Annotated in this window: 15 protein-coding genes; 8 read left to right on the forward strand and 7 right to left on the reverse strand. The window is 69.4% G+C overall.

Annotation, left to right across the window (positions count from 1 at the left end; genetic code table 11):
• The first annotated feature begins 64 nt into the window (after positions 1-64).
• Both ACZ67T_RS00765 and ACZ67T_RS00770 read left to right on the forward strand, forming a co-directional pair.
• Positions 65-1195 carry an acyl-CoA dehydrogenase family protein gene (locus ACZ67T_RS00765; protein WP_469980716.1) on the forward strand — a complete coding sequence of 377 codons (1131 nt, stop codon included), beginning with the start codon at positions 65-67 and terminating at the stop codon, positions 1193-1195.
• Positions 1192-1626: a RidA family protein gene (locus ACZ67T_RS00770; RefSeq protein ID WP_469980718.1), complete on the forward strand. Its 435-nt coding sequence runs from the start codon at positions 1192-1194 to the stop codon at positions 1624-1626. The genes ACZ67T_RS00765 and ACZ67T_RS00770 overlap by 4 nt, the downstream gene beginning before the upstream one ends.
• Before the next feature lie 55 nt (positions 1627-1681).
• Here the strand turns inward: ACZ67T_RS00770 and ACZ67T_RS00775 are convergent, their stop codons facing one another.
• From ACZ67T_RS00775 to ACZ67T_RS00785, 3 genes are all read right to left on the reverse strand, one after another.
• Positions 1682-2722, reverse strand: coding sequence for an NAD(P)-dependent alcohol dehydrogenase (locus tag ACZ67T_RS00775; protein ID WP_469981342.1), 1041 nt, complete (start codon positions 2720-2722; stop codon positions 1682-1684).
• A gap of 104 nt (positions 2723-2826) precedes the next feature.
• Entirely contained in the window at positions 2827-3588 is a 762-nt protein-coding gene (locus ACZ67T_RS00780) for an IclR family transcriptional regulator (RefSeq protein ID WP_469980719.1), read from the reverse strand.
• 54 nt (positions 3589-3642) lie between these two features.
• The gene (locus ACZ67T_RS00785) at positions 3643-4971 is read right to left on the reverse strand and encodes an MFS transporter (RefSeq protein ID WP_469980721.1); all 1329 of its coding nucleotides are present in this window, start codon (positions 4969-4971) and stop codon (positions 3643-3645) included.
• Positions 4972-5100: 129 nt separating this feature from the next.
• Between ACZ67T_RS00785 and ACZ67T_RS00790 the strand changes: the two genes are divergently transcribed.
• A complete protein-coding gene (locus tag ACZ67T_RS00790; RefSeq protein WP_469980722.1) occupies positions 5101-6033 on the forward strand; it encodes a 2-hydroxyacid dehydrogenase in 933 nt (310 codons plus the stop codon).
• A 15-nt stretch (positions 6034-6048) separates the two neighbouring features.
• Here ACZ67T_RS00790 and ACZ67T_RS00795 read toward each other — a convergent pair whose 3' ends face one another.
• The gene (locus ACZ67T_RS00795) at positions 6049-7578 is read right to left on the reverse strand and encodes a helix-turn-helix domain-containing protein (RefSeq protein WP_469980724.1); all 1530 of its coding nucleotides are present in this window, start codon (positions 7576-7578) and stop codon (positions 6049-6051) included.
• A gap of 333 nt (positions 7579-7911) precedes the next feature.
• Between ACZ67T_RS00795 and acnA the strand changes: the two genes are divergently transcribed.
• Complete coding sequence (gene acnA, locus ACZ67T_RS00800) at positions 7912-10626, forward strand: aconitate hydratase AcnA (RefSeq protein WP_469980726.1); 2715 nt, start codon at positions 7912-7914, stop codon at positions 10624-10626.
• 105 nt (positions 10627-10731) lie between these two features.
• Here acnA and ACZ67T_RS00805 read toward each other — a convergent pair whose 3' ends face one another.
• Together ACZ67T_RS00805 and ACZ67T_RS00810 are read right to left on the reverse strand one after the other, a co-directional pair.
• Positions 10732-10983, reverse strand: coding sequence for a zinc ribbon domain-containing protein (locus ACZ67T_RS00805; RefSeq protein WP_469980728.1), 252 nt, complete (start codon positions 10981-10983; stop codon positions 10732-10734).
• A 128-nt stretch (positions 10984-11111) separates the two neighbouring features.
• Complete coding sequence (locus ACZ67T_RS00810) at positions 11112-12053, reverse strand: alpha/beta hydrolase family protein (RefSeq protein ID WP_469980730.1); 942 nt, start codon at positions 12051-12053, stop codon at positions 11112-11114.
• Positions 12054-12230: 177 nt separating this feature from the next.
• On the opposite strand from ACZ67T_RS00810, the gene ACZ67T_RS00815 reads away from it, so the two are divergent.
• On the forward strand, positions 12231-12824 hold the full coding sequence (locus ACZ67T_RS00815) for a TetR/AcrR family transcriptional regulator (RefSeq protein ID WP_469980732.1): 594 nt from the start codon (positions 12231-12233) through the stop codon (positions 12822-12824).
• Between the two features lie 74 nt (positions 12825-12898).
• Here the strand turns inward: ACZ67T_RS00815 and ACZ67T_RS00820 are convergent, their stop codons facing one another.
• Positions 12899-16708, reverse strand: coding sequence for a GH92 family glycosyl hydrolase (locus ACZ67T_RS00820; RefSeq protein ID WP_469980734.1), 3810 nt, complete (start codon positions 16706-16708; stop codon positions 12899-12901).
• A gap of 874 nt (positions 16709-17582) precedes the next feature.
• Between ACZ67T_RS00820 and ngcE the strand changes: the two genes are divergently transcribed.
• From ngcE to ACZ67T_RS00835, 3 genes are read left to right on the forward strand one after another with little or no spacing between them, the layout of a single operon-like run.
• Entirely contained in the window at positions 17583-18989 is a 1407-nt protein-coding gene (ngcE, locus tag ACZ67T_RS00825; protein ID WP_469980735.1) for an N-acetylglucosamine/diacetylchitobiose ABC transporter substrate-binding protein, read from the forward strand.
• 7 nt (positions 18990-18996) lie between these two features.
• The gene (locus ACZ67T_RS00830) at positions 18997-20055 is read left to right on the forward strand and encodes a carbohydrate ABC transporter permease (RefSeq protein WP_469980736.1); all 1059 of its coding nucleotides are present in this window, start codon (positions 18997-18999) and stop codon (positions 20053-20055) included.
• On the forward strand, positions 20052-20960 hold the full coding sequence (locus ACZ67T_RS00835; RefSeq protein ID WP_469980738.1) for a carbohydrate ABC transporter permease: 909 nt from the start codon (positions 20052-20054) through the stop codon (positions 20958-20960). Before ACZ67T_RS00830 ends, ACZ67T_RS00835 begins: the two co-directional genes overlap by 4 nt.
• The last annotated feature ends 165 nt before the right edge of the window (positions 20961-21125 follow it).

The raw sequence follows: 21125 nt of genomic DNA on the forward strand, positions 1-21125 counted from the left end.
GTCAACGGTCCGCGATAACGTGACGGGGCCGGCCCGGAGCCGGCGAACCGGGAGGCGCCGACAGATGACCGCACAGTCCGCAGCTCCGTCATTCTCGCTCGATCCAGCACAGACCGCCTGGTGTGCCGAGCTGTGCGCGCTCGCCGCCGAGCGGCTCGCACCCCTCGCCGAGAAGGGCGAGCCGGGGAAGGTGAACCGGCCGCTCGTCACCGAGCTCGGCCGGCTCGGCCTCCTGGAGCGGCTGTTCCGTTCCGGCGCCCTCGACCTGTGCCTGATGCGCGAGTCCCTCGCCCGCGTCTGCACGGAGGCCGAGACCGCTCTCGCCCTTCAGGGACTCGGCGCACACCCCGTGCACGCGTACGGCACCGACGCGCAGCGCGCGCACTGGCTGCCGCGCGTCAGCGACGGCACGGCCGTCGCCGCCTTCGCGCTCAGCGAGCCGGGCGCGGGTTCCGACGCAGCGGCCCTCTCCCTGCGCGCCGAGCCCGACGGCACCGGAGGCTGGTGCCTCATCGGCGAGAAGACCTGGATCTCGAACGCCCCCGACGCCGACTTCTACACCGTCTTCGCCCGTACGGCCCAGGACGCCGGCGCCCGTGGCGTCACCGCTTTCCTGGTCCCGGCGGACCGCCCAGGCCTCACCGGCACCCCCCTCGACATGCTCTCCCCGCACCCCATCGGCTCCCTCGACTTCGACGCGGTCCCCGTCACCGCCGACGACGTGCTCGGTGAACCGGACCGCGGCTTCCGCGTCGCGATGACCACCCTGAACCTCTTCCGCCCGAGCGTCGGGGCTTTCGCCGTGGGCATGGCGCAGGCCGCGCTCGACGCGACGCTCGACCACACCGCCCGGCGCGACGCGTTCGGCGGCAAGCTGAAGGATCTCCAGACGGTCGCCCACCAGGTCGCCGATCTCGCCCTGCGCACCGAGGCGGCCCGCCTCATGGTCTACGCGGCCGCCTCGGCGTACGACGTGGGCGCCTCCGACGTGCCGCAGCGCGCCGCGATGGCGAAGCTCCTGGCCACCGAGACCGCCCAGCACGTCGTCGACAGCGCCGTCCAGCTGCACGGCGCCCGCGCCCTGCAACGGGGCCACCTGCTCGAACACCTCTACCGCGAGGTGCGGGCACCCCGCATCTACGAAGGGGCCAGCGAGGTCCAACGCGCGATCATCGCCAAGGAGTTGTACGCGTGAGCCGTATCGAGCGGATCAATCCACCCGAACTCTCCCCGGCCACCGGCTTCTCGCACGCCGTCACCGCCACCGGCGGCCGCCTGGTCTTCCTCGCCGGACAGACCGCCCTCGACGCGGACGGCAAGATCACCGGCGACACGCTCCCGGAGCAGTTCGAGCGGGCCCTGACCAACCTCCTCACCGCACTGCGCCACGCGGGAGGCACCCCCGACACCCTCGCCCGCGTCACCGTCTACGCCACCGACATCGCCGACTACCGCACCCATGCCCGTGAACTCGGGCGCATCTGGCGCGAGTCGGCGGGCCGCGACTATCCGGCGATGGCGGTGATCGGCACGACCCGGCTGTGGGACGAGCAGGCACTGGTGGAACTGGACGGGCTGGCGGTCGTGCCGGAGCAGGCCCAGGTCCGCGCCGGCCCCGGCCGGTGAACCCCGGCATCGAGCCCGAACAGCATGCCCGCACCCCGACGCGCGGGGCCGGCCGTCACTCCTGCGGCAGGATCACCGCGCGTCCGCGCACCGTCCCGTCGTGCAGCCGCTGGTAGGCGGTGGGCGCGTCGTCGATGCCGTACCGCTCCACGTGCACGGAGACGACGTCGGCCCGCGCCAGGTCGAGCACCTCCATCAGCTCGCCGCGGCTGCCCCAGTAAGGGGCGGTCACCGACACCTCGTACGGTGTCGTGCCGAAGCCGACCGCGAGGCTGCCGCCGCCGAGGCCCACGATGGTGACATCGCCCTCGACCGCCACACAGCTGCCCGCCATGGCCACCGTGGGCGCGGCCCCGACGAAGTCGAAGACCGCCTCGGCGCCCCTGCCGCCGGTCAACTCCCGCACCATTCCCACGGATTCGGCGTCCGACAGGATCGCCTCGTGGGCGCCCACCTCACGGGCGAGCGCGAGTTTCTCCTCGTTCACATCGAGCGCGATCACCCAGGCCGGGGACAGCGCGCGCAGGAGCTGGATCGCGACGTGCCCGAGCCCGCCCGTGCCGATCACGACGGCCGCCGACCCCGGCACCAGCTTCGGCAGCGACCGCTTGATCGCGTGGTACGGGGTCAGTCCGGCGTCCGTCAGCGGCACCGCCCGCACCGGGTCGAGGCTGCCGAGCGGCACGATGTGGCGGGGGCTGTCCACGACCATGAACTCGGCCATGGCGCCGGGCGCGCCGAGGCCGGGCGGGAAGATGCCGAGCTCCCGGGCGCGCGGACAGTAGTTCTCCTTGCCCTGCGCGCACTTGGCGCAGGTGCCGCAGCCCCACGGCCCGTAGACGGCGACCGCGTCGCCGACCTCGACGGCCGTCACCCCGTCACCCACCGCCGCGACCGTGCCGACGCCCTCGTGGCCGAGCGTGAGCGGCAGCGGGAAGCCCAGCTGCTCGGCGGGCAGGCTCATCACGGCGATGTCGGAGTGGCAGACACCGGCCGCCGTCACGCGCAGGAGCACCTGGCCGGGACCGGCGGCGGGCACGGGGATCTGCACGACTTCGGGGGCGGCACCCACCGCGCGGTACTGGACGGCCTTCATCAGCTCGGTCATCGTGCGTTCCTCCCGGGAGCGGTGGGGGCCCCGTGGCCGCCCTCCCCGGGATGAATGTCACCGGGCGGCGGCCGTCACACCCGCGGACCTGCTCAGTGGTCCATGTGCGCCGCGATGTCCTCCGCGCACGCACGCAGGGCCGGGACGTGCGCGCGCAGTTCGTCGGCGCCGGTCAGGGCGACGGCCGCGCCCAGCGAGACGGCGAGGCGCGGCGCCTCGCCGTGCGGGGAGGGCACGGCGACGGCGACGGACCGGACACCGACCTCGTTCTCCTCGTCGACCTCGGCCCAGCCGCGTTCGCGCACGGCGTCGAGCTCCTTGCGGACCGCCGCCGGGTCGGTCACCGTGCGGTCGGTCACCGCGGCCAGCCCGGCCGCGAGCAGCTCGTCGCGCTCACGCTCGGGCAGGCCCGCGACGAGGACCTTGCCGAGCGACGTCGCGTGCCAGGCGTTGCGGGTGCCCTCCGCGCTGCGCAGCTGGAGGTGCTGGGTGCCCTGAGCGGTGAGGACGAGCAGCACGTCCGCGTCGTGGAGGATGCCCGCGATGGCGGGCAGGCCCGTGCGGTCGGCGAGCCTGCGCATGGGCGCCGCCGCCGCGGAGTAGCCGGCCGGTGAGCGCTGGAAACCCCGCGACAGTTCGAGCACCCGGACCCCCAGGGCGTAGCGCCGGGTGTCCTCGTCGTACGCCACGAACCGTTCGGCGGCGAGCCGGCCGAGGAGCCGGTGGGCGCTGCTGACCGGGAGCGCCGCGGCGCGGGCCGCGGCGCTCACCCCCAGGCCCGCGGGATGGTCGGCCAGCACGGTGAGGAGTCGCAGGCCCCGGCCGAGCATGTCGTCGCCGGACGTCGTGGTCACGCTGCTCGTCTCCCGTGTGCTGCGCCCGTACGCCGGGACCGGTCCCCGGCGCACTCAGGTGGTGGTGGCAGCGGTGGGCTGCCGGTTCACCGTACCCGGGCGGGTGCCGGACGGCCGGGGCTCGTGCACCGCCAGCATCAGCGCGGCCGAGACCAGCGCGCCCGCCGCCATGAACGCGAAGGCCCCCGCGTCGCCGAGCGACGTGCCGCGTACCCAGCCCACGAGATACGTCCCGGCGAACGAGCCGAGCGCGCCGAACGAGTTGACCAGCGCCACCGCCGCGCCCGAGACGCCCGCCGGGGCGAGCGTGGAGACGAGGGCGAAGTACGGGCCGTAGGGCGCGTACAGGCACAGGCCCGCCACCACGAGCAGCGCGAGCGCCACGGGGAAGTGGGACCCGGCCGCGTAGGAGCCGAAGAGGGCGAGGCCGCCGACGGCGAGCCAGGGCCACACGGCCGCCTTGCGCCGCCCGCTGCGGTCGGACAGGCGGGAGTTGAGCAGCATGGCGACGACCGCGAACGCGTACGGCACGGCGGTCAGCAGACCGGTGGCGCCGATGCCCTCGCCGGAGCCCTTCTTCACGATCGACGGCAGCCAGAAGATGAAGCCGTACATGCCGAACGACCAGAAGAAGTACTGCACCGACATCAGCAGCACGGGGCGCGAGCGCAGGACCCTGCCGTACTCCTCGCGCAGGTTCCCGGAGGCGGCACCAGCGGGGGCGCGGTCCTCGCGCAGAGCCTCCAGTTCGCTCGGCGCGACCCACTCGGCGTCCTCGGGGCGGTCCTTGATGAGCCGCAGGCAGAGCAGGCCCCAGATGACCGAGGGCACGCCCTCGACGATGAACATCACGCGCCAGTCCGTCACCGACACCAGCCAGCCCGACAGAGCGGAGAGCCACATCACGGTGACCGGATTGCCCAGGATGAGCAGGGTGTTGGCGCGGCCGCGCTCGCCGTGTGTGAACCAGCGGCTGAGCAGCATCACCATCGACGGCAGCACCGCGCCCTCGACGACACCGAGCGCGAACCGCACGGCGATCAGCTGTCCCGGGCTGCTCAGCAGGCCCTGCACCACGGCGAGCAGCCCCCACAGCACCGTCGACCAGGCGACGAGCCGGCGCGCACTGCGCTGCTCGGCGTAGATCGTGCCGGGGATCTGGAAGATGAAGTAGCCGAGGAAGAACGACGCGGCGATCAGCGAGTCGAGGCCCGCGGACAGATGCAGCTCGTCGGCCATGCCGCCGGCGGAGGCGATCGCGTAGTTCGACTTGTCGAGATAGGCGAGCGAGTACGTGATGAACGCGACCGGTATCAGGTGCCGGGCGCGGGTCGAGCTCCAGAAGCCGCCGGTGGACGGCCGGGAGGGCGACGGCGCTGTCATCCCTTGACCCCCTGTTTTCCGTGAGATGGAAAGTGTTTCACTGGGCGGGAAGACGTTACGAGGGAGCGGCGGCGGGGTCAATGGTTCGCCCGCACGCCGCGACGGAAGCAGCCGAAGGAGAAACCCGCGATGACCGAAACCGACGTGCTCGTCCCCTGGCCGCAACTCGACCAGCGCCACGGCCCCTGGCCCGACGGCGTCCGCGTCCACGTGTGGGACGGAGCGACGCCCGCGTCCGAACTCCCGCAAGACGTCCTGGACGCCGTGGAGTTCTGGGTCATGCCCTACGCGGTCCCCGACGCGGACAGCCTGCTGCCCCGGCTCCCGCGCCTGCGCGCCGTCCAGTGCCTGAGCGCCGGAGTCGAGAAGCTCCAGCCGCTGCTGCCCGAGGGTGTCTCCCTGCACAACGGCCGCGGCCTGCACGACGCCTCCACCGCGGAGCACGCGCTGGGCCTCGTCCTCGCGGCCCAGCGCGAACTGCCCCGCTGGGCGGCCGACCAGGTGGCGGGCCGCTGGGACCCGCACTTCACGCGCTCACTCGCGGACAGCCGCGTCGCGATCGTCGGCTACGGGTCGATCGGCTCGGCCCTGGAGACGCGGCTCCTCGCCTGCGAGGCGGACGTCGTCCGCGTCGCCCGGCGCGCCCGCCCCGACGAGCGGGTCCACGCGATCGCCGACCTGCCCGAACTGCTCCCCGGCGTCGACATCGTGGTCCTCGTCCTGCCCGAGAACCCGGCCACGGTCGGCCTGTTCGGCCCGAAGGAAATGGCCGCGCTGCCGGACGGCGCCCTCGTCGTCAACGTCGGCCGCGGCCGCACCCTCGACACCGAGGCCCTGCTCGCCGAGACCGCCACGGGCCGGCTGCGCGCCGCGCTCGACGTCACCGACCCGGAGCCCCTCCCCGCGGACCACGCCCTGCGCCACGCCCCCGGAGTCCTCATCACCCCGCACGTGGCGGGCGGTTCGGCAGCCTTCCGCCCGCGCGCCGAGCGCCTGATCGTGGAGCAGATACGCCGATGGGCCGCGGAAGAGGAACTGCTCAACCTCTTCCCGCGGCCCTGAACGGCGTCGATCGACTCAGATGTCCCGGAACGTCTCGATCTGCGCGCCGACGGAGTTGAGCCGCTCGGCCAGGTCCTCGTAGCCGCGGTTGATCACGTAGACGTTGCGCAGCACGGACGTGCCCTCGGCGGCCATCATCGCGAGGAGCACGACGACGGCGGGGCGCAGCGCGGGCGGGCACATCATCTCGGCGGCGCGCCAGCGCGTCGGGCCCTCGACGAGGACGCGGTGCGGGTCGAGCAGCTGGAGGCGCCCGCCGAGCCGGTTCAGGTCGGTGAGATAGATCGCGCGGTTGTCGTAGACCCAGTCGTGGATGAGGGTCTGGCCCTGCGCCGCCGCGGCGATGGCCGCGAAGAAGGGCACGTTGTCGATGTTGAGGCCCGGGAACGGCATCGGGTGGATCTTGTCGATCGGCGCCTCCAGTTTGGAGGGCCGGACGGTGAGGTCCACCAGGCGCGTGCGGCCGTTGTCCGCGAAGTACTCGGCCGTGCGGTCGTGGTCGAGGCCCATCTCCTCCAGGACCGCGAGCTCGATCTCCAGGAACTCGATCGGCACCCGCTTCACCGTCAGTTCGGACTCGGTGACCACCGCGGCGGCCAGCAGGCTCATCGCCTCGACCGGGTCCTCGGACGGCGAGTAGTCCACGTCGACGTCGATCTGCGGCACGCCGTGCACGGTGAGGGTGGTCGTGCCGATGCCCTCGACGCGTACGCCCAGGGCCTCCAGGAAGAAGCAGAGGTCCTGGACCATGTAGTTCGAGGACGCGTTGCGGATGACGGTGGTGCCGTCGTGGCGGGCGGCCGCGAGCAGCGCGTTCTCGGTCACGGTGTCGCCGCGCTCGGTCAGCACGATCGGCCGGCCGGGGGAGACCCCCGCCTCGACCTGCGCGTGGTAGAGCCCCTCGGTCGCCGTGATGTCCAGACCGAACCGGCGCAGCGCGATCATGTGCGGCTCGATGGTGCGGGTGCCGAGGTCGCAGCCGCCCGCGTACGGCAGCTTGAAGTGGTCGAGGCGGTGCAGGAGCGGGCCGAGGAACATGATGATCGAGCGCGTGCGCCGGGCGGCGGCCGCGTCGATGGCGTCCATGTCGAGGGCGGCCGGCGGCACGATCTCCAGGTCCACGCCGCCGTTTATCCACCGGGTGCGGACGCCGATGGAGTTCAGGACCTCGAGGAGGCGGTAGACCTCCTCGATGCGGGCGACGCGGCGCAGGACGGTGCGGCCCCGGTTGAGGAGCGAGGCGCACAGCAGCGCCACGCAGGCGTTCTTGCTCGTCTTCACGTCGATCGCCCCGGACAGGCGGCGGCCGCCGACCACGCGCAGGTGCATCGGGCCCGAGTAGCCCAGAGAGACGATTTCACTGTCGAGCGCTTCGCCTATGCGGGCGATCATCTCAAGGCTGATGTTCTGATTGCCGCGCTCGATGCGGTTGACGGCGCTCTGGCTGGTACCGAGCGCCTCGGCAAGCTGCGACTGTGTCCAGCCCCGGTGCTGACGGGCGTCACGGATGAGCTTGCCGATGCGTACGAGGTAGTCGTCTGCCATGTCGGCAGGCTATCTCAGATATGAGATGCCGCATTCCGGGGGGTCCATTGGAGTGACGGGCCGTCAATCGGCCCTGGTGGCGCGCGGGCGCGTGTGCGGGACGATGAGGGGGGCGGTCCGCCGGTGGTGCGGCGGGGCGCCTCGGCCGAGGCCGGGCATGACCAGTCCGGCCTCATGTATTAGAGTTATCTCGACATCGAGATATCTACAGAGGCACACCGCAGCCGCCATGCTTGGTAAGGGTTACCTAACTTAGCCTTACCTTAGCGGATCGGCGAAATCGTCGTGGCGGCAGGATGCGGTGGAACGCGCACATATATGAAGGAGACTGTCGTGTCGGCGAACAGCTTCGACGCCCGCAGCACGCTGCGCGTGGGCGACGAGTCGTACGAGATCTTCAAGCTGGACAAGGTCGAGGGCTCCGCGCGCCTCCCTTACAGCCTGAAGGTTCTCCTTGAGAACCTGCTCCGCACCGAGGACGGCGCGAACATCACCGCCGACCACATCCGTGCGCTCGGCGGCTGGGACTCCCAGGCCCAGCCGTCCCAGGAGATCCAGTTCACGCCCGCCCGCGTGATCATGCAGGACTTCACCGGTGTGCCCTGTGTCGTGGACCTCGCCACCATGCGTGAGGCCGTGAAGGAGCTCGGCGGCGACCCGGCGAAGGTCAACCCGCTCTCCCCGGCCGAGCTGGTCATCGACCACTCCGTCATCGCCGACAAGTTCGGTACGAAGGACGCCTTCGGCCAGAACGTCGAGCTGGAGTACGGCCGCAACAAGGAGCGCTACCAGTTCCTGCGCTGGGGCCAGACCGCGTTCGACGACTTCAAGGTCGTCCCGCCGGGCACCGGCATCGTGCACCAGGTCAACATCGAGCACCTCGCCCGTACGGTCATGGTCCGTAACGGTCAGGCGTACCCCGACACCCTCGTCGGCACCGACTCGCACACCACGATGGTCAACGGCCTGGGCGTCCTCGGCTGGGGCGTCGGCGGCATCGAGGCCGAGGCCGCGATGCTCGGCCAGCCGGTCTCCATGCTCATCCCGCGCGTCGTCGGCTTCAAGCTCACCGGTGAGCTCAAGCCCGGCACCACCGCCACCGACCTCGTGCTCACGATCACCGAGATGCTGCGCAAGCACGGTGTCGTCGGCAAGTTCGTCGAGTTCTACGGTGAGGGCGTCGCCGCCACCTCCCTGGCGAACCGCGCCACCATCGGCAACATGTCGCCGGAGTTCGGCTCCACCGCCGCGATCTTCCCGATCGACGACGAGACGCTGAAGTACCTGAAGCTGACGGGCCGTGACGAGCAGCAGGTCGCGCTCGTCGAGGCGTACGCCAAGGAGCAGGGCCTCTGGCTGGACCCGGCCGCCGAGCCCGACTTCTCCGAGAAGCTGGAGCTCGACCTCTCCACGGTCGTCCCGTCGATCGCCGGCCCGAAGCGCCCGCAGGACCGCATCGTCCTCGCCAACGCCGCGCAGCAGTTCGCGCTCGACGTGCGCAACTACGTCGAGGACGACGACGAGGCGGGCAAGGAGTCCTTCCCGGCCTCCGACTCCCCGGCCGCCGCCAACGGCGTCCCGTCGCGCCCGACCCTGGTCACGGCCCCCGACGGCTCGACGTACGAGATCGACCACGGCGCCGTCACCGTCGCCGCGATCACCTCCTGCACCAACACGTCGAACCCGTACGTGATGGTCGCCGCCGCGCTCGTCGCGAAGAAGGCCGTGGAGAAGGGCCTGACCCGCAAGCCGTGGGTCAAGACCACCCTCGCCCCGGGCTCGAAGGTCGTCACCGACTACTTCGACAAGGCCGGTCTGACGCCGTACCTGGACAAGGTCGGCTTCAACCTCGTCGGCTACGGCTGCACCACCTGCATCGGCAACTCGGGCCCGCTGCCCGAGGAGGTCTCGAAGGCGGTCAACGAGCACGACCTGGCGGTCACGTCGGTCCTGTCCGGCAACCGCAACTTCGAGGGCCGCATCAACCCCGACGTCAAGATGAACTACCTGGCGTCCCCGCCGCTGGTCGTCGCGTACGCCATCGCCGGTTCGATGAAGGTCGACATCACCAAGGACGCCCTGGGCATCGACCAGGACGGCAAGCCGGTCTACCTCGCGGACATCTGGCCGACGGAGGCCGAGGTCAACGACGTCGTCGCCAACTCCATCGGCGAGGACATGTTCAACAAGTCCTACCAGGACGTCTTCGCGGGTGACGCCCAGTGGCAGGCCCTGCCGATCCCGACCGGCAACACCTTCGAGTGGGACACAGAGTCCACCTACGTCCGCAAGCCCCCGTACTTTGAGGGCATGACGATGGAGACCACCCCGGTCTCCGACATCACGGGCGCGCGCGTCCTCGCCAAGCTGGGCGACTCGGTCACCACCGACCACATCTCCCCGGCCGGTGCGATCAAGGCCGACACCCCGGCCGGCAAGTACCTCACCGAGCACGGTGTGGAGCGTCGTGACTTCAACTCCTACGGCTCCCGCCGTGGCAACCACGAGGTCATGATCCGCGGCACGTTCGCCAACATCCGCCTGCGCAACCAGATCGCGCCGGGCACCGAGGGCGGCTACACCCGCGACTTCACCCAGGCCGACGCTCCGGTGTCGTTCATCTACGACGCCTCGCGCAACTACATCGAGCAGGGCACCCCGCTCGCGATCCTCGCGGGCAAGGAGTACGGCTCCGGCTCGTCCCGCGACTGGGCCGCCAAGGGCACCGCGCTCCTCGGCGTCAAGGCCGTCATCGCCGAGTCGTACGAGCGCATCCACCGCTCGAACCTCATCGGCATGGGCGTCCTGCCGCTCCAGTTCCCGGAGGGCGCCTCGGCCGAGTCCCTCGGCCTGACCGGCGAGGAGACCTTCTCCTTCACCGGCGTCGAGGAGCTCAACAACGGCACCACGCCGCGCACGGTCAAGGTCACCACCGACACCGGTGTGGAGTTCGACGCGGTCGTCCGCATCGACACCCCCGGCGAGGCGGACTACTACCGCAACGGCGGCATCATGCAGTACGTGCTCCGCAGCCTGATCCGCAAGTGATGTGCCCCTGGGCATGAGTGCCCAGGGTTTCCTGGCCGTCGCCCCTCAGGGGGCGGCGGCCAGTGCTGCACGCTCCGAGTGCCGGTTGCCCGGCCTCTCGCCCCGTCACGGGGACTGCGCGTGCTGTTGATTGCCGTGCCGCCCATCCGGCGTGCACGGGCCTCGATTTCCAGCGACGGCTACGCGGTCCGCGTGGTCGATGTGTCCGCAGTGGACACAAGCGAATTCTCTGCCGCAGCGGAGACGGTTCCGGGGATCGCGCTTCCTGCAACAGGGGCACGTCTGGGACGTCCCCTGCGATTCGCTCCTGAACACGTCCGCCTCGGCAGCGAGCGCACCTACGACTCGGCGTTCCACGGCCTGTTGTGGGGCCTCGCCGTCGTGTGCCTCGTGCTCGGCGCGGCGGTCGCGTGGCTGGTGCGTGGATCAGCCGTGCGGGCGTGAACGTCCGCCGTTGAGGTTCAGTCCCTGTCGCCGGCGCGCTGCTACTTGCTCCGCAGGGTCCCCAGCGGGTCGGGGTCGTCGTCGAGAGCAGTGGTCGCCGTCTTCCACGCGGTGTCTTCGGGGGAGAGGGCGCTGCGCAGGAAGGCCGTGGTGAGCTGCTGGAGCAGGGCCACGCGAGCGGGGGACTCGTCCGTCGTCTCGGCGACCTCGTAGCCGGGGATGCCGCCGAGCGAGTGCTCGGCACCGAACAGGGTGAGCAGGCTCTTGCTGCCGGGGCTGTACGTGTAGGCGTCGGTGAACCAGTCCGGTCCGCGGGTGGACAGGTGGGACCGGTCGCTGTCCCCGGCGACGATCAGCGCCGGCGGGGTCATGGTGTCGAACGACGGCCTCATGAAGGGGAGATGCTCCAGCGCGAAGGGTGTCAGGTCGTCGCCCAGGCCGGTCAGGGCGAACAGCACACCCGCCTTCACGCGCGGGTCGGACATGTCCTCGCCGGGAACGCCGTCGGCGTCGAGGACGCGCGCGCCGAGCAGCGTGCTCGCCGTCTGCGCTCCCCAGGAGTGGCCGGCCACAGCGATGCGGTCGTGATCCACGCGCCCGGCGAGGCCCGGAACGGCGGCCTCCAGGACGTCGAGCCCGTCCAGCACCCGCGTGAGGTCCTCGATACGGATGCGCCAGATCCGCGGCGTACGGGGATCGTCGGCGGGGATGCCGAGCGTCCGCGAGTCGAGGTGGGTGGGCTGGACGACCACGAATCCGTGTGCGGCCCAGTGATCCGCCAGCGGGGCGTAGCCGTCCATCGACCAGCCGAAGCCGTGCGAGAAGACGATGACGGGCAGGTCCGTGCCGGTCGCGGGCGCGGACACGCGGACCCGGAGGTCCTCGCCGCGGCCCGGGGCGGGCAGGACGACCGGCTTCGCGGAGATCACGGGGGTGGGTGCGGCCGCGGACTTCGGCGCGTTCGCGGTGTGGGAGTCGGGCATGGCAGTGCCATCCGTTCGGTTGCTTGTCCGCCGGTAGCCCGGTCTGACATCATGAGTGAAACGGAACCTCGCTCCGCTAACGATACGGAGCGCTGTTCCGCTTTGCAGGCATCAAGGCCTCCGGGTCTCGTAGAACAGGGGCCTCCGGGTCTCGTGGAACAGGGAAGGAGCGCTGCGGTGAACGACAGCGGTCAGGGCACGGGAGGCGCGGCCGGATCGAAGCGCAAGGACGCCCGGCGCAATCAGCAGACCCTCCTTGACGCGGCCGCCGCGGTCTTCGTGGCCTCGGGTGTGGAAGCGCCGGTACGCGACATCGCGGCGAAGGCCGGCGTCGGGATGGGTACGATCTACCGCCACTTCCCGACCCGGGCGGACCTCGTCATCGCCGTCTACCGCCACCAGGTCGAGGCCTGCGCCGAGGCCGGCCCCGCCCTCCTCGCGGCGGCCCCGACACCGCACGTCGCGCTGGGGCAGTGGGTGGACCTCTTCGTCGACTTCCTGGTCACCAAGCACGGTCTCGCGGGGGCCATGCAGGCCGACAACGCCGGCTTCGAGACGCTGCACGCCTACTTCCTCGACCGCCTCGTGCCGGTGTGCACCCAGCTCCTCGACGCCACCGTCGCCTCCGGCGAGATCCGTGCCGCCGACCTCGACGCCTACCAGCTCATGCGCGGCATCGGAAACCTCTGCATCGGCGCCGAGAACGACCCCCGCTACGACGCGCGCCGGCTGGTCGGGCTCCTCGTCGCGGGCCTGCGCGAGCCGCGCTGACCCCACGACGGCGGGCGGGGCGGAACCGGCAACTGCCGGTCCCGCCCCGCCCGTTGATCGCGTCACTCAGTCCGTCACGACAGCAGCTCCACCTCCGCCACCGTCGCGGCCCCACCGGTGAACACCAGCCGGTAGTGCTTGTACGTGCCCGGCTCGCTCACCGAGAACGCCCGCGTCTGCTTGTCCCAGGAGAAGGACTCGCCGGAACGCTGGTCCAGCGTCTTCCACGACGAGCCGTCGGCCGAGGCCTCCAGCTTCCAGCCCGCCGGGGCCTTCGTCCTGTCGTCCGACGTCAGCGTGTACTGCACGGCCTTCGCGCCGTCAGTGCCGACCGGCAGGTCCACCGACTCCGCACTCGCGCTCGTCGCCGAGGAGTTGTCGAACAGCGGACCCGAACCCGTGATGGCGTCCTTGCGCGGCGACGGCACCTTGTCGTCCTGCGTGATGGAGACCGGCGCCGCGTTCTTGCCCGTGCCCCACTTCGACGGCTTCGGGCCCATGGCGAACTCCAGGACCCCGCCCTTCGCGACGACCGAGTGCGGCAGCGACGTCGACGTCCAGTTCTTGCCGTTGACCTTCAGGCCCTGCACGTAGATGTTCTTCGCGCTGTTCTTCGGGGCCTTGACGACGAGGTCCTTGCCGTTCTCCAGGTGCAGCGTCATCTTCGTGAACTGCGGGGAGCCGATGGCGTACTCACCGCTGCCCATGACCAGCGGGTAGAAGCCGAGCGAGGAGAAGAGGTACCAGGCCGACTGCTCGCCGTTGTCCTCGTCGCCGTGGTAGCCCTGGCCGATCTCGCTGCCCGTGTAGAGGCGGGAGAGGACCTCGCGGACCTTCTCCTGCGTCTTGTACGGCTGGCCGGCCGCGTCGTACATGTACGTGATGTGGTGCCCGACCTGGTTCGAGTGGCCGTACATGCCCATCCGGACGTCACGCGCCTCCGTCATCTCGTGGATGACGCCGCCGTACGAGCCCGCGACGTCGTTCGTCGCCGTCTCCGGGGTGGCGAAGAACGTGTCGAGCTTCTTGGCGAGGGCGTCGCGGCCGCCGTAGAGGTTGGCGAGTCCGCGCGAGTCCTGCGGGGCGGTGAACGCGTAGCCCCAGGCGTTGGTCTCCGTGTAGTCGTAGCCCCAGATGCGCGGGTCGAACTTCGACGACTCGACGCGCCAGTCGCCCTTCTCGCTCTTGCCCTGGAAGAAGCCCGCCTTCGGGTCGAACATGTTCACGTACTCGCGGGCCCGGTTGAGGAAGTACTCCGACTCCTCCTGGTAGTGCTTCTCGCCGGTCTTCTTGTAGAGGGCCTGGCCCATCTGCGCGATGCCGTAGTCGTTGATGTAGCCCTCGAGCGCCCAGGACAGACCCTCGTGGGTGTCCGTGCTCGTGTAGCCGAGGAACGGCGACGTCTGCATGCCCTTGCGGCCCACGCCGGCCGCGGGCGGCACGACGCTCGCGTTCTTCAGGGCCGCCTTGTACGCCGCCTCCGCGTCGAACTTGACGCCCTTGACGTACGCGTCGGCGAACGCCACGTCCGACGACGTGCCGGTCATCAGGTCCGCGTAACCCGGCGACGACCAGCGCGAGATCCAGCCGCCGTCCTTGTACTGCTGCACGAACCCGTCGACGAGCTCACCCGCCTTCTTCGGCGTCAGGAGCGAGTACGCGGGCCAGGTCGTGCGGTACGTGTCCCAGAAGCCGTTGTTGACGTACGGCTTGCCGTCGACGATCTTCGCGCCGGTGTGGGTCGGGGTGTCCGGGCCCGGCATCGGCGAGAACGGGGACGCGTACTGGTACTTCGAACCGACCTTCTCGAAGCCGGAGTTGGGGTACAGGTACAGCCGGTACAGGGACGAGTAGAGGGTGGTGCGCTGGTCGGCCGTGGCGCCCTCCACCTCGACCTTGTCGAGGAGCTTGTCCCACTGCGCGCGGGCGCTGTCCCGTACGGACGTGAACGACGAGCCGGACGGCAGCTCCTGCGCGAGGTTCGCCTTGGCCTGGTCGATGCCGATCAGGGACGTCGCGAGACGCAGGGTGACCGTCTTGTCGGCGCCCGGCTTGAAGCGGAGGTAGCCCTTGGGGCCGGTGGAGTCGCCGCCGGTGACCGGGGTGTCGAAGACGCCGTAGACGAAGAGCCGGGTCGCGCCCGCGGAGAGCCCGGACTTCACGTCCGAGTAGCCGGTGACGATGCCCTTGTCCTTGTCGAGCGTGAGGCCCGCCTGGTCGGAGACGTTGTCGAAGATCACGCTCGCGTCGTCACCGGGGTAGGTGAAGCGCAGCATCGCCGCGTGGTCGGTCGGCGTCATCTCGGCCTTGAGGCCGTTCTCGAAGCGCACCCCGTAGTAGTAGGGGCGGGCCGTCTCGTTCTCGTGCTTGAACGGCAGCGCGCGGCCGGTGCGGGAGGTGTCCGGGGTGCCGGACGCCGCCGACGGCATCATCTGGAACGTCTGCCGGTCGCCCATCCAGGGGCTGGGCTCATGGCTGGCGCTGAACGCCTCCATCGTCGGCAGGTTGTCCGCGTTGTTGTCGCGGCTGTAGTCGTAGAGCCAGCTGAGCGAGCCGGCGTTGGTCACCGGCGTCCAGAAGTTGAAGCCATGGGGGACCGCGGTGGCCGGGAACGTGTTGCCGCGCGAGAAGCCGCCGCTGGAGTTCGTGCCGCGGGTCGTGACCGCGTAGTCCGACAGATGCGCCTTCGGCGGCTCCGCCTTCGCGGCCTTCAGCGAGATGTCGTCGACCCAGCCGCGGAACTTCGCCGGGCCCTTCGGCGAGTCGTACGCCACCAGGATCCGGTCGACGGTCTTGCCGGCCGCGACCGAGCCGATGGAGGAGGCGACGGCGTTCCACTGGTTGACGTAGAGCCGCTTGGCCGCGCCCTGGCCCTGAGGCGTCAGCAGCCCGCCGTTGCTGTCGGTGGCCTTCAGGTCGCTCAGATAGGTGCCGTCGGTGAAGGCGAGGTCCACGGAGACGTTCGTGGCGTCGTAGTCGCGGTCGCCGTCCGCCATCGACGGGAAGATCTTGTACGAGAGCTCCGTGTCACGGGCGACGGCCACGTCGACGTCGAAGACCTTGTTGTACGAGTACGCGCGTGAGTCGGCCTTGTGCGTGCCCGCGTAGCGCAGGGCCTTCTTGCCGGTGAAGCCCGCGCCCGCCTTCGCGGTGGGTGAGCCGCTGGGGCCCTTGTCCACGAGGGACAGCATGTCGCCGGGCGTGGGCGAGCCGGTGTCGGCGGTGGCCAGCTGGAGGTCGGCGAGCTGCGTGGCGTCGCCCGCGCCGTTGTTCTTGGTGAACTCGATCCGGAAGTGCTGGTACTCGGCCGGGTTCTGGAGGTCGTACTTCTTGGTCTGGAAGCGGTCGGCGAAGCTCTCCCCCGTGCGGGTGTCGAGCGTCGTCCACTCCTTGCCGTCGGTGGAACCCTTGAGGGTCCAGTCCTTCGGGTCGCGTTCGGCGTGGTCGTTGGCCGACGTCAGGGCGTACGTCGTGATCTTGGCCGGTGCGTCCAGGTCGTACTCGACCCAGGCCGTCGGTTCGAAGGAGAGCCATTTGGTGCTCGACTCGCCGTCGATGAGGTTCTCCTTGGTCTCACCGCCACCCGTGTTCTCGTCGCTGGCGCGGACCTCCGTGACATGGCTGTTGACATTGCCCGGAAATCCTCCGCTGTCGCCGCCGTCGACCCCTGACGACCGCTTCGTGCCGTCCGCGGCGGTATCGACGGTGTTCAGCCAAGTGGGGGCGGGATCTCCCGTTTCGAACGAGGAGCTGAACTCGCGCTCGGCGCCCGGCTGTTGGCCGGGGGACGCGGCGGACGCTCCCTGGCCGGCGGCGACGAGTGCGAGTGAGGCCGCCCCCAGGGCGGCCGTGGTCTTGAGTCTGTGTCTGGATCTGCCGTCCATTCGCGAGCGCCCTCCCGGCGTGAGACAACGTTGTCAGTTCGCAGCGCAGGGTCCAGTAGGGAGGTAAGTCGCCCGTGGTGTCAAGGGTGTTGGGACCGGCGTGTGCGACGTGCGGGACGAGAAGACTGGCGCGACCATCCATTAAGCGAGGTCATCGGTCGTTCAGGGCACGCACGGGCCGCTCATGGGTGCCTCATATATCCGAGAGGTCTCAACTCGGGAAAGAACGCCGTCCAAACCTGCATTCGATCTTGCCCAGTTGCCGCGAAGTGGACTATACCTGTCGGCGTCCGGCCCGGACGGTCTCGCGACCGGGGGCAGGACCCGGGGGAGGGGGGAAACGGCGAAGCATGCGAACGCACCGACTGCCGTACATCTCTGCAGAGCCCGGACTTTCCAGTACCACCCAGCTCCAACTGCGTTCCCTCGGGCCAGTGCATTTCCGGACGAGTTCCGCTGATGCAATTCCGGTCCGGGGTCCGGGGATTCGTCCCCGGTACGACACAGCACGTCACCGCGGTGCCGGGGAGGATCCGGTTCACCGCCTGAGTCCTGGAGAAGGCGAGGACTTGAGCATGGGATCCACCCCCGGCGTAGGCCATCGCGATCTGATCGAGCGGAGCGCGACTGTCGCTCCGACCGCGGCCCCGGCGACCGCTTTTCCGATATCGCTCAGCTGATCACCATCGGTGCCGCCGGGCGGCTCCGAGACGACGGCTGAACGACCCGATGTGCATCTCCGCCGATGTCTCAGGCGGAGACCCACACCAGGACGCGCTCAAAGAGAAGTGCGGCAAGCACGGGGCCAACCCGGTCCGGCAGCCGAACACGCAGCAAAACCGTACAGATCCAATCGATCAGTGAGGATGCAGAGATGACCATTCGTGCCGGCTCTCTTGACAGGCGGACGCTCCTGCGCGGGGCGATCGCAACGGCAGCCATGGGTTCGTTCGCGGTTGCGTGTGGCTCTCCCTCCAGCAAGGACAACGGTGACGGCGGCCCGAAGGGCAAGAAGGGTGCCAAGAACCCGTTCGGTGTCGCCGCGAACTCCAAGGTCGACGCGGCCATTTTCGACGGCGGCTACGGCACCGACTACGTCGACTACACCAACAAGGTCGTCGGGGACCAGATCAAGGGTCTCAAGGTCCAGGTCAAGCCGGTCGTCGACATCGCCCCGGAGCTCCAGCCCCGGTTCGTCGGCGGCAACCCGCCGGACCTCATCGACAACTCCGGTGAGGACCAGATCGGCTTCCTCAGCATCCTCGACCAGCTCGAGGAACTCGACGACCTCTTCGAGGCCAACACGTACGAGGGCAAGAAGATCGCCGACATCGTCTACCCCGGCGTCAAGGCCCCCGGCACGTTCAAGGACAAGTTCGTCGCGCTCAACTACGTGATGACGGTGTACGGCGTCTGGTACTCGAAGACGCTGTTCGAGGAGAACAGCTGGACCCCGCCGAAGACGTGGGACGAGGCGCTCGACCTCGGCCAGAAGGCGAAGCGGAAGGGCAAGTACCTCTTCGTCCACGGCAAGGAAGCGGCGACCTACTACCGCACGCTCCTGATCGACTCGGCGATCAAGGAGGGCGGCGACGAGGTCCGGCTCGCTCTGGAGAACCTGGAGAAGGGCTGCTGGTCGCACCCGGCCATCCAGGGCGTCATCAAGGTCATGGAGACCATGGTCAAGCAGAAGATGTTCGTCCCCGGTGGCTCCGGCACCCAGTTCCAGAAGGCGCAGGCGATCTGGAGCAACGACCAGAAGGCGCTGCTCTACCCGTCCGGTGGCTGGATCGAGAACGAGATGAAGAAGGCCACCAAGGCCGACTTCCAGATGACCGGTTTCCCGTCGATGACGCTCACCGACAAGCCGAAGATGCCCTACGAGTCGCTGCGCGCGGCCGCGGGCGAGCCGTTCATCGTGCCCAAGCAGGGCAAGAACCCGGCCGGCGGCAAGGAAGTGCTGCGCGCGATGCTGTCCGAGAAGGCGGCGGCCAACTTCTCCAAGACGAAGCTGGCCCCGACGATCGTCAAGGGCACCGTGCCCGCCGACGGTTACGGATCGTCCGCCCTCGTCTCGCAGACGAAGATGCTGGAGGCCGCCGGCACCAACATCTTCACCTACAACTTCGTCGAGGCCTACGGCATGAACACCGACCAGCTGGTGCCGTGGAACTCGTTCCTCGCCGGTGACCTCGACGCCAAGGGCCTGACCTCGGCGCTGCAGAAGATCTCCGACAAGGTCCGGGAAGACGACTCCGTCGACAAGATCAAGGTCAGCTAGCACTGCGATGAAAGACACGATCACCACCTCCGACACCGCGAGCGGCCGGCCGACGCCGGCCGCTCGCGGCGGGCGTCCCCGACGCCGCAAGCTCACCTTCGACCGGGTGACGTTCTTCCTCGCGTTCCTCGGTGTACCGCTGGCCATCTTCGTACTCTTCGTCCTGTACCCCTTCGTTCAGGCGATCTTCTGGGCGATGACCAACTGGCGCGGCTTCAGCCCGGACTACGACTTCATCGGGCTGGACAACTTCACCAAGCTGCTCGAGGACGACATCTTCCTCAAGGCGTTGCGCAATGTCGCGTTGCTGGCGGCCTTCGTGCCCTTGGTGACGTTGACGCTCGCCCTGGCGGTAGCGGTGGCCGTCACCCTGGGCGGGCCCAGCATCGGCCCCGTCCGAGGGATCCGGGGCGCGTCGTTCTACCGCATCGTCTCGTTCTTCCCGTATGTCGTGCCGGCGATCATCGTCGGCCTGATCTGGGCGCAGATGTACGACCCGAACGCCGGCCTGCTCAACGGCATCCTCACCAAACTCGGTCTTGACTTCGAGGAGTTCTCCTGGCTGGGCCAGGAGTCGACCGCGATGCCGGCCCTGATGTTCGTCATCGTCTGGGGGCTCGTCGGGTTCTACGCGGTGCTCTTCATCGCCGCGATCAAGGGAGTCCCCGCCGAGCTGTACGAGGCGGCCAGGATCGACGGGGCAGGCCGTTTCCGGATGACGATCTCGGTCACCCTGCCGGCGATCCGGGACAGCGTGCAGACGGCGTACATCTACCTGGGCATCGCCGCGCTGGACGCGTTCGTCTACGTACAGGCGCTGTTGCCGGGCGGTGGGCCGGCCAACTCGACCCTGACGATCAGCCAGGATCTGTTCAACACCGCCTTCCGGAAGGGGCAGTTCGGATACGCCACCGCGATGGGGGTCGTCCTCGCCGTGGTAACCCTGGTGTTCGCGGCGCTGGTGTTCGCCGTCAACCGCCTGACGGGCGGCGGCGAGAGCGAGGGCAAGAAGAAAGCGTCTGGGTTCAAGGCTCGGCGTGCCGGAGCCAAGGGAGGTGCCCAGTGAGCGCCATAGCCGCCGACCGGAAGCAGGCGAGTGACCTCAAGCCGGCGCGAGACCGGAAGCTGACGAGAGCCGTCGTGAGCAGCGACCGCAGGTTCGCGGCGCTCTCGCACGGCTTGCTGATCCTGTGGTCCGTGATCGTGATCGTGCCCATGCTGTGGGTGCTGGTGTCGTCCTTCAAGTCGACCAGCGAGATCCTGTCGTCGCCGTTCACGCTGCCGGATCACTGGAGGATCGAGAACTACGAGCACGCGTGGACCGACGCGAACATCGGGAAGTACTTCCTGAATTCGGTGATCGTCGTGGTCTCCGCGCTGGTCCTGGTGATGCTGCTGGGCGCGATGTGCGCCTACATCCTGGCTCGGTTCGAATTCCCCGGCCGCCGGCTGATCTACTACGTGATGCTCGCCGGGCTGACCTTCCCCGTCTTTCTGGCGATCGTGCCGCTCTTCTTCCAGTTGCAGAACTTCGGGCTGCTGAACACGCGTCCGGGGCTGATCCTCACCTATGTCGCGTTCGCGCTGCCGTTCACGGTGTTCTTCCTCTACGCGTTCTTCCGGTCGCTGCCGCACGACGTGTACGAGGCCGCGCTGATCGACGGTGCCGGTGACTGGCGGGCGTTCTTCCAGGTGATGCTGCCGATGGCCAGTCCGGGCATGGCCGCGGTGGCGATCTTCAACTTCCTGGGGCTGTGGAACCAGTTCCTGCTCCCGGTGGCGCTCAACACCAACCAGGACAAGTGGGTCCTGACCCAGGGGATGTCCGCCTACGCGTCCTCGCAGGTTTACGACATCGACTACGGCGCGCTGTTCGCGGCGATCGTGGTCACGGTGGTGCCCGTACTGATCGTGTACATCATCTTCCAGCGCCGGATCGCCGGTTCGGTGTCGCAGGGCACCTTCCGCTGACGCCCACCGTCGCGCCGTACGGCCGACCGGGTCGCTCGGCCGGTCCGGCGGCCGACGCCATCACGTAACCGCTGCTTCACCCGCTGCGCACAAGGGTCGGGCCCCGGAGAGACAACTCTCCGGGGCCCGACCCCTGTGTACGGCGGATGGAACCGATTTCTGTCA

The organism is Streptomyces sp. NPDC107517 (assembly GCF_055582645.1).

What these genes read in the sequence shown, in the direction of transcription:
- ACZ67T_RS00810 (WP_469980730.1), bottom strand. Translation starts at nt 12,053, where the DNA reads ATGCCCGACTCCCACACCGCGAACGCGCCGAAGTCCGCGGCCGCACCC.
- ngcE (WP_469980735.1), top strand. Translation starts at nt 17,583, where the DNA reads ATGACCATTCGTGCCGGCTCTCTTGACAGGCGGACGCTCCTGCGCGGG.
- ACZ67T_RS00765 (WP_469980716.1), top strand. Translation starts at nt 65, where the DNA reads ATGACCGCACAGTCCGCAGCTCCGTCATTCTCGCTCGATCCAGCACAG.
- ACZ67T_RS00785 (WP_469980721.1), bottom strand. Translation starts at nt 4,971, where the DNA reads ATGACAGCGCCGTCGCCCTCCCGGCCGTCCACCGGCGGCTTCTGGAGC.
- ACZ67T_RS00795 (WP_469980724.1), bottom strand. Translation starts at nt 7,578, where the DNA reads ATGGCAGACGACTACCTCGTACGCATCGGCAAGCTCATCCGTGACGCC.
- ACZ67T_RS00830 (WP_469980736.1), top strand. Translation starts at nt 18,997, where the DNA reads ATGAAAGACACGATCACCACCTCCGACACCGCGAGCGGCCGGCCGACG.
- ACZ67T_RS00790 (WP_469980722.1), top strand. Translation starts at nt 5,101, where the DNA reads ATGACCGAAACCGACGTGCTCGTCCCCTGGCCGCAACTCGACCAGCGC.
- ACZ67T_RS00775 (WP_469981342.1), bottom strand. Translation starts at nt 2,722, where the DNA reads ATGAAGGCCGTCCAGTACCGCGCGGTGGGTGCCGCCCCCGAAGTCGTG.
- ACZ67T_RS00820 (WP_469980734.1), bottom strand. Translation starts at nt 16,708, where the DNA reads ATGGACGGCAGATCCAGACACAGACTCAAGACCACGGCCGCCCTGGGG.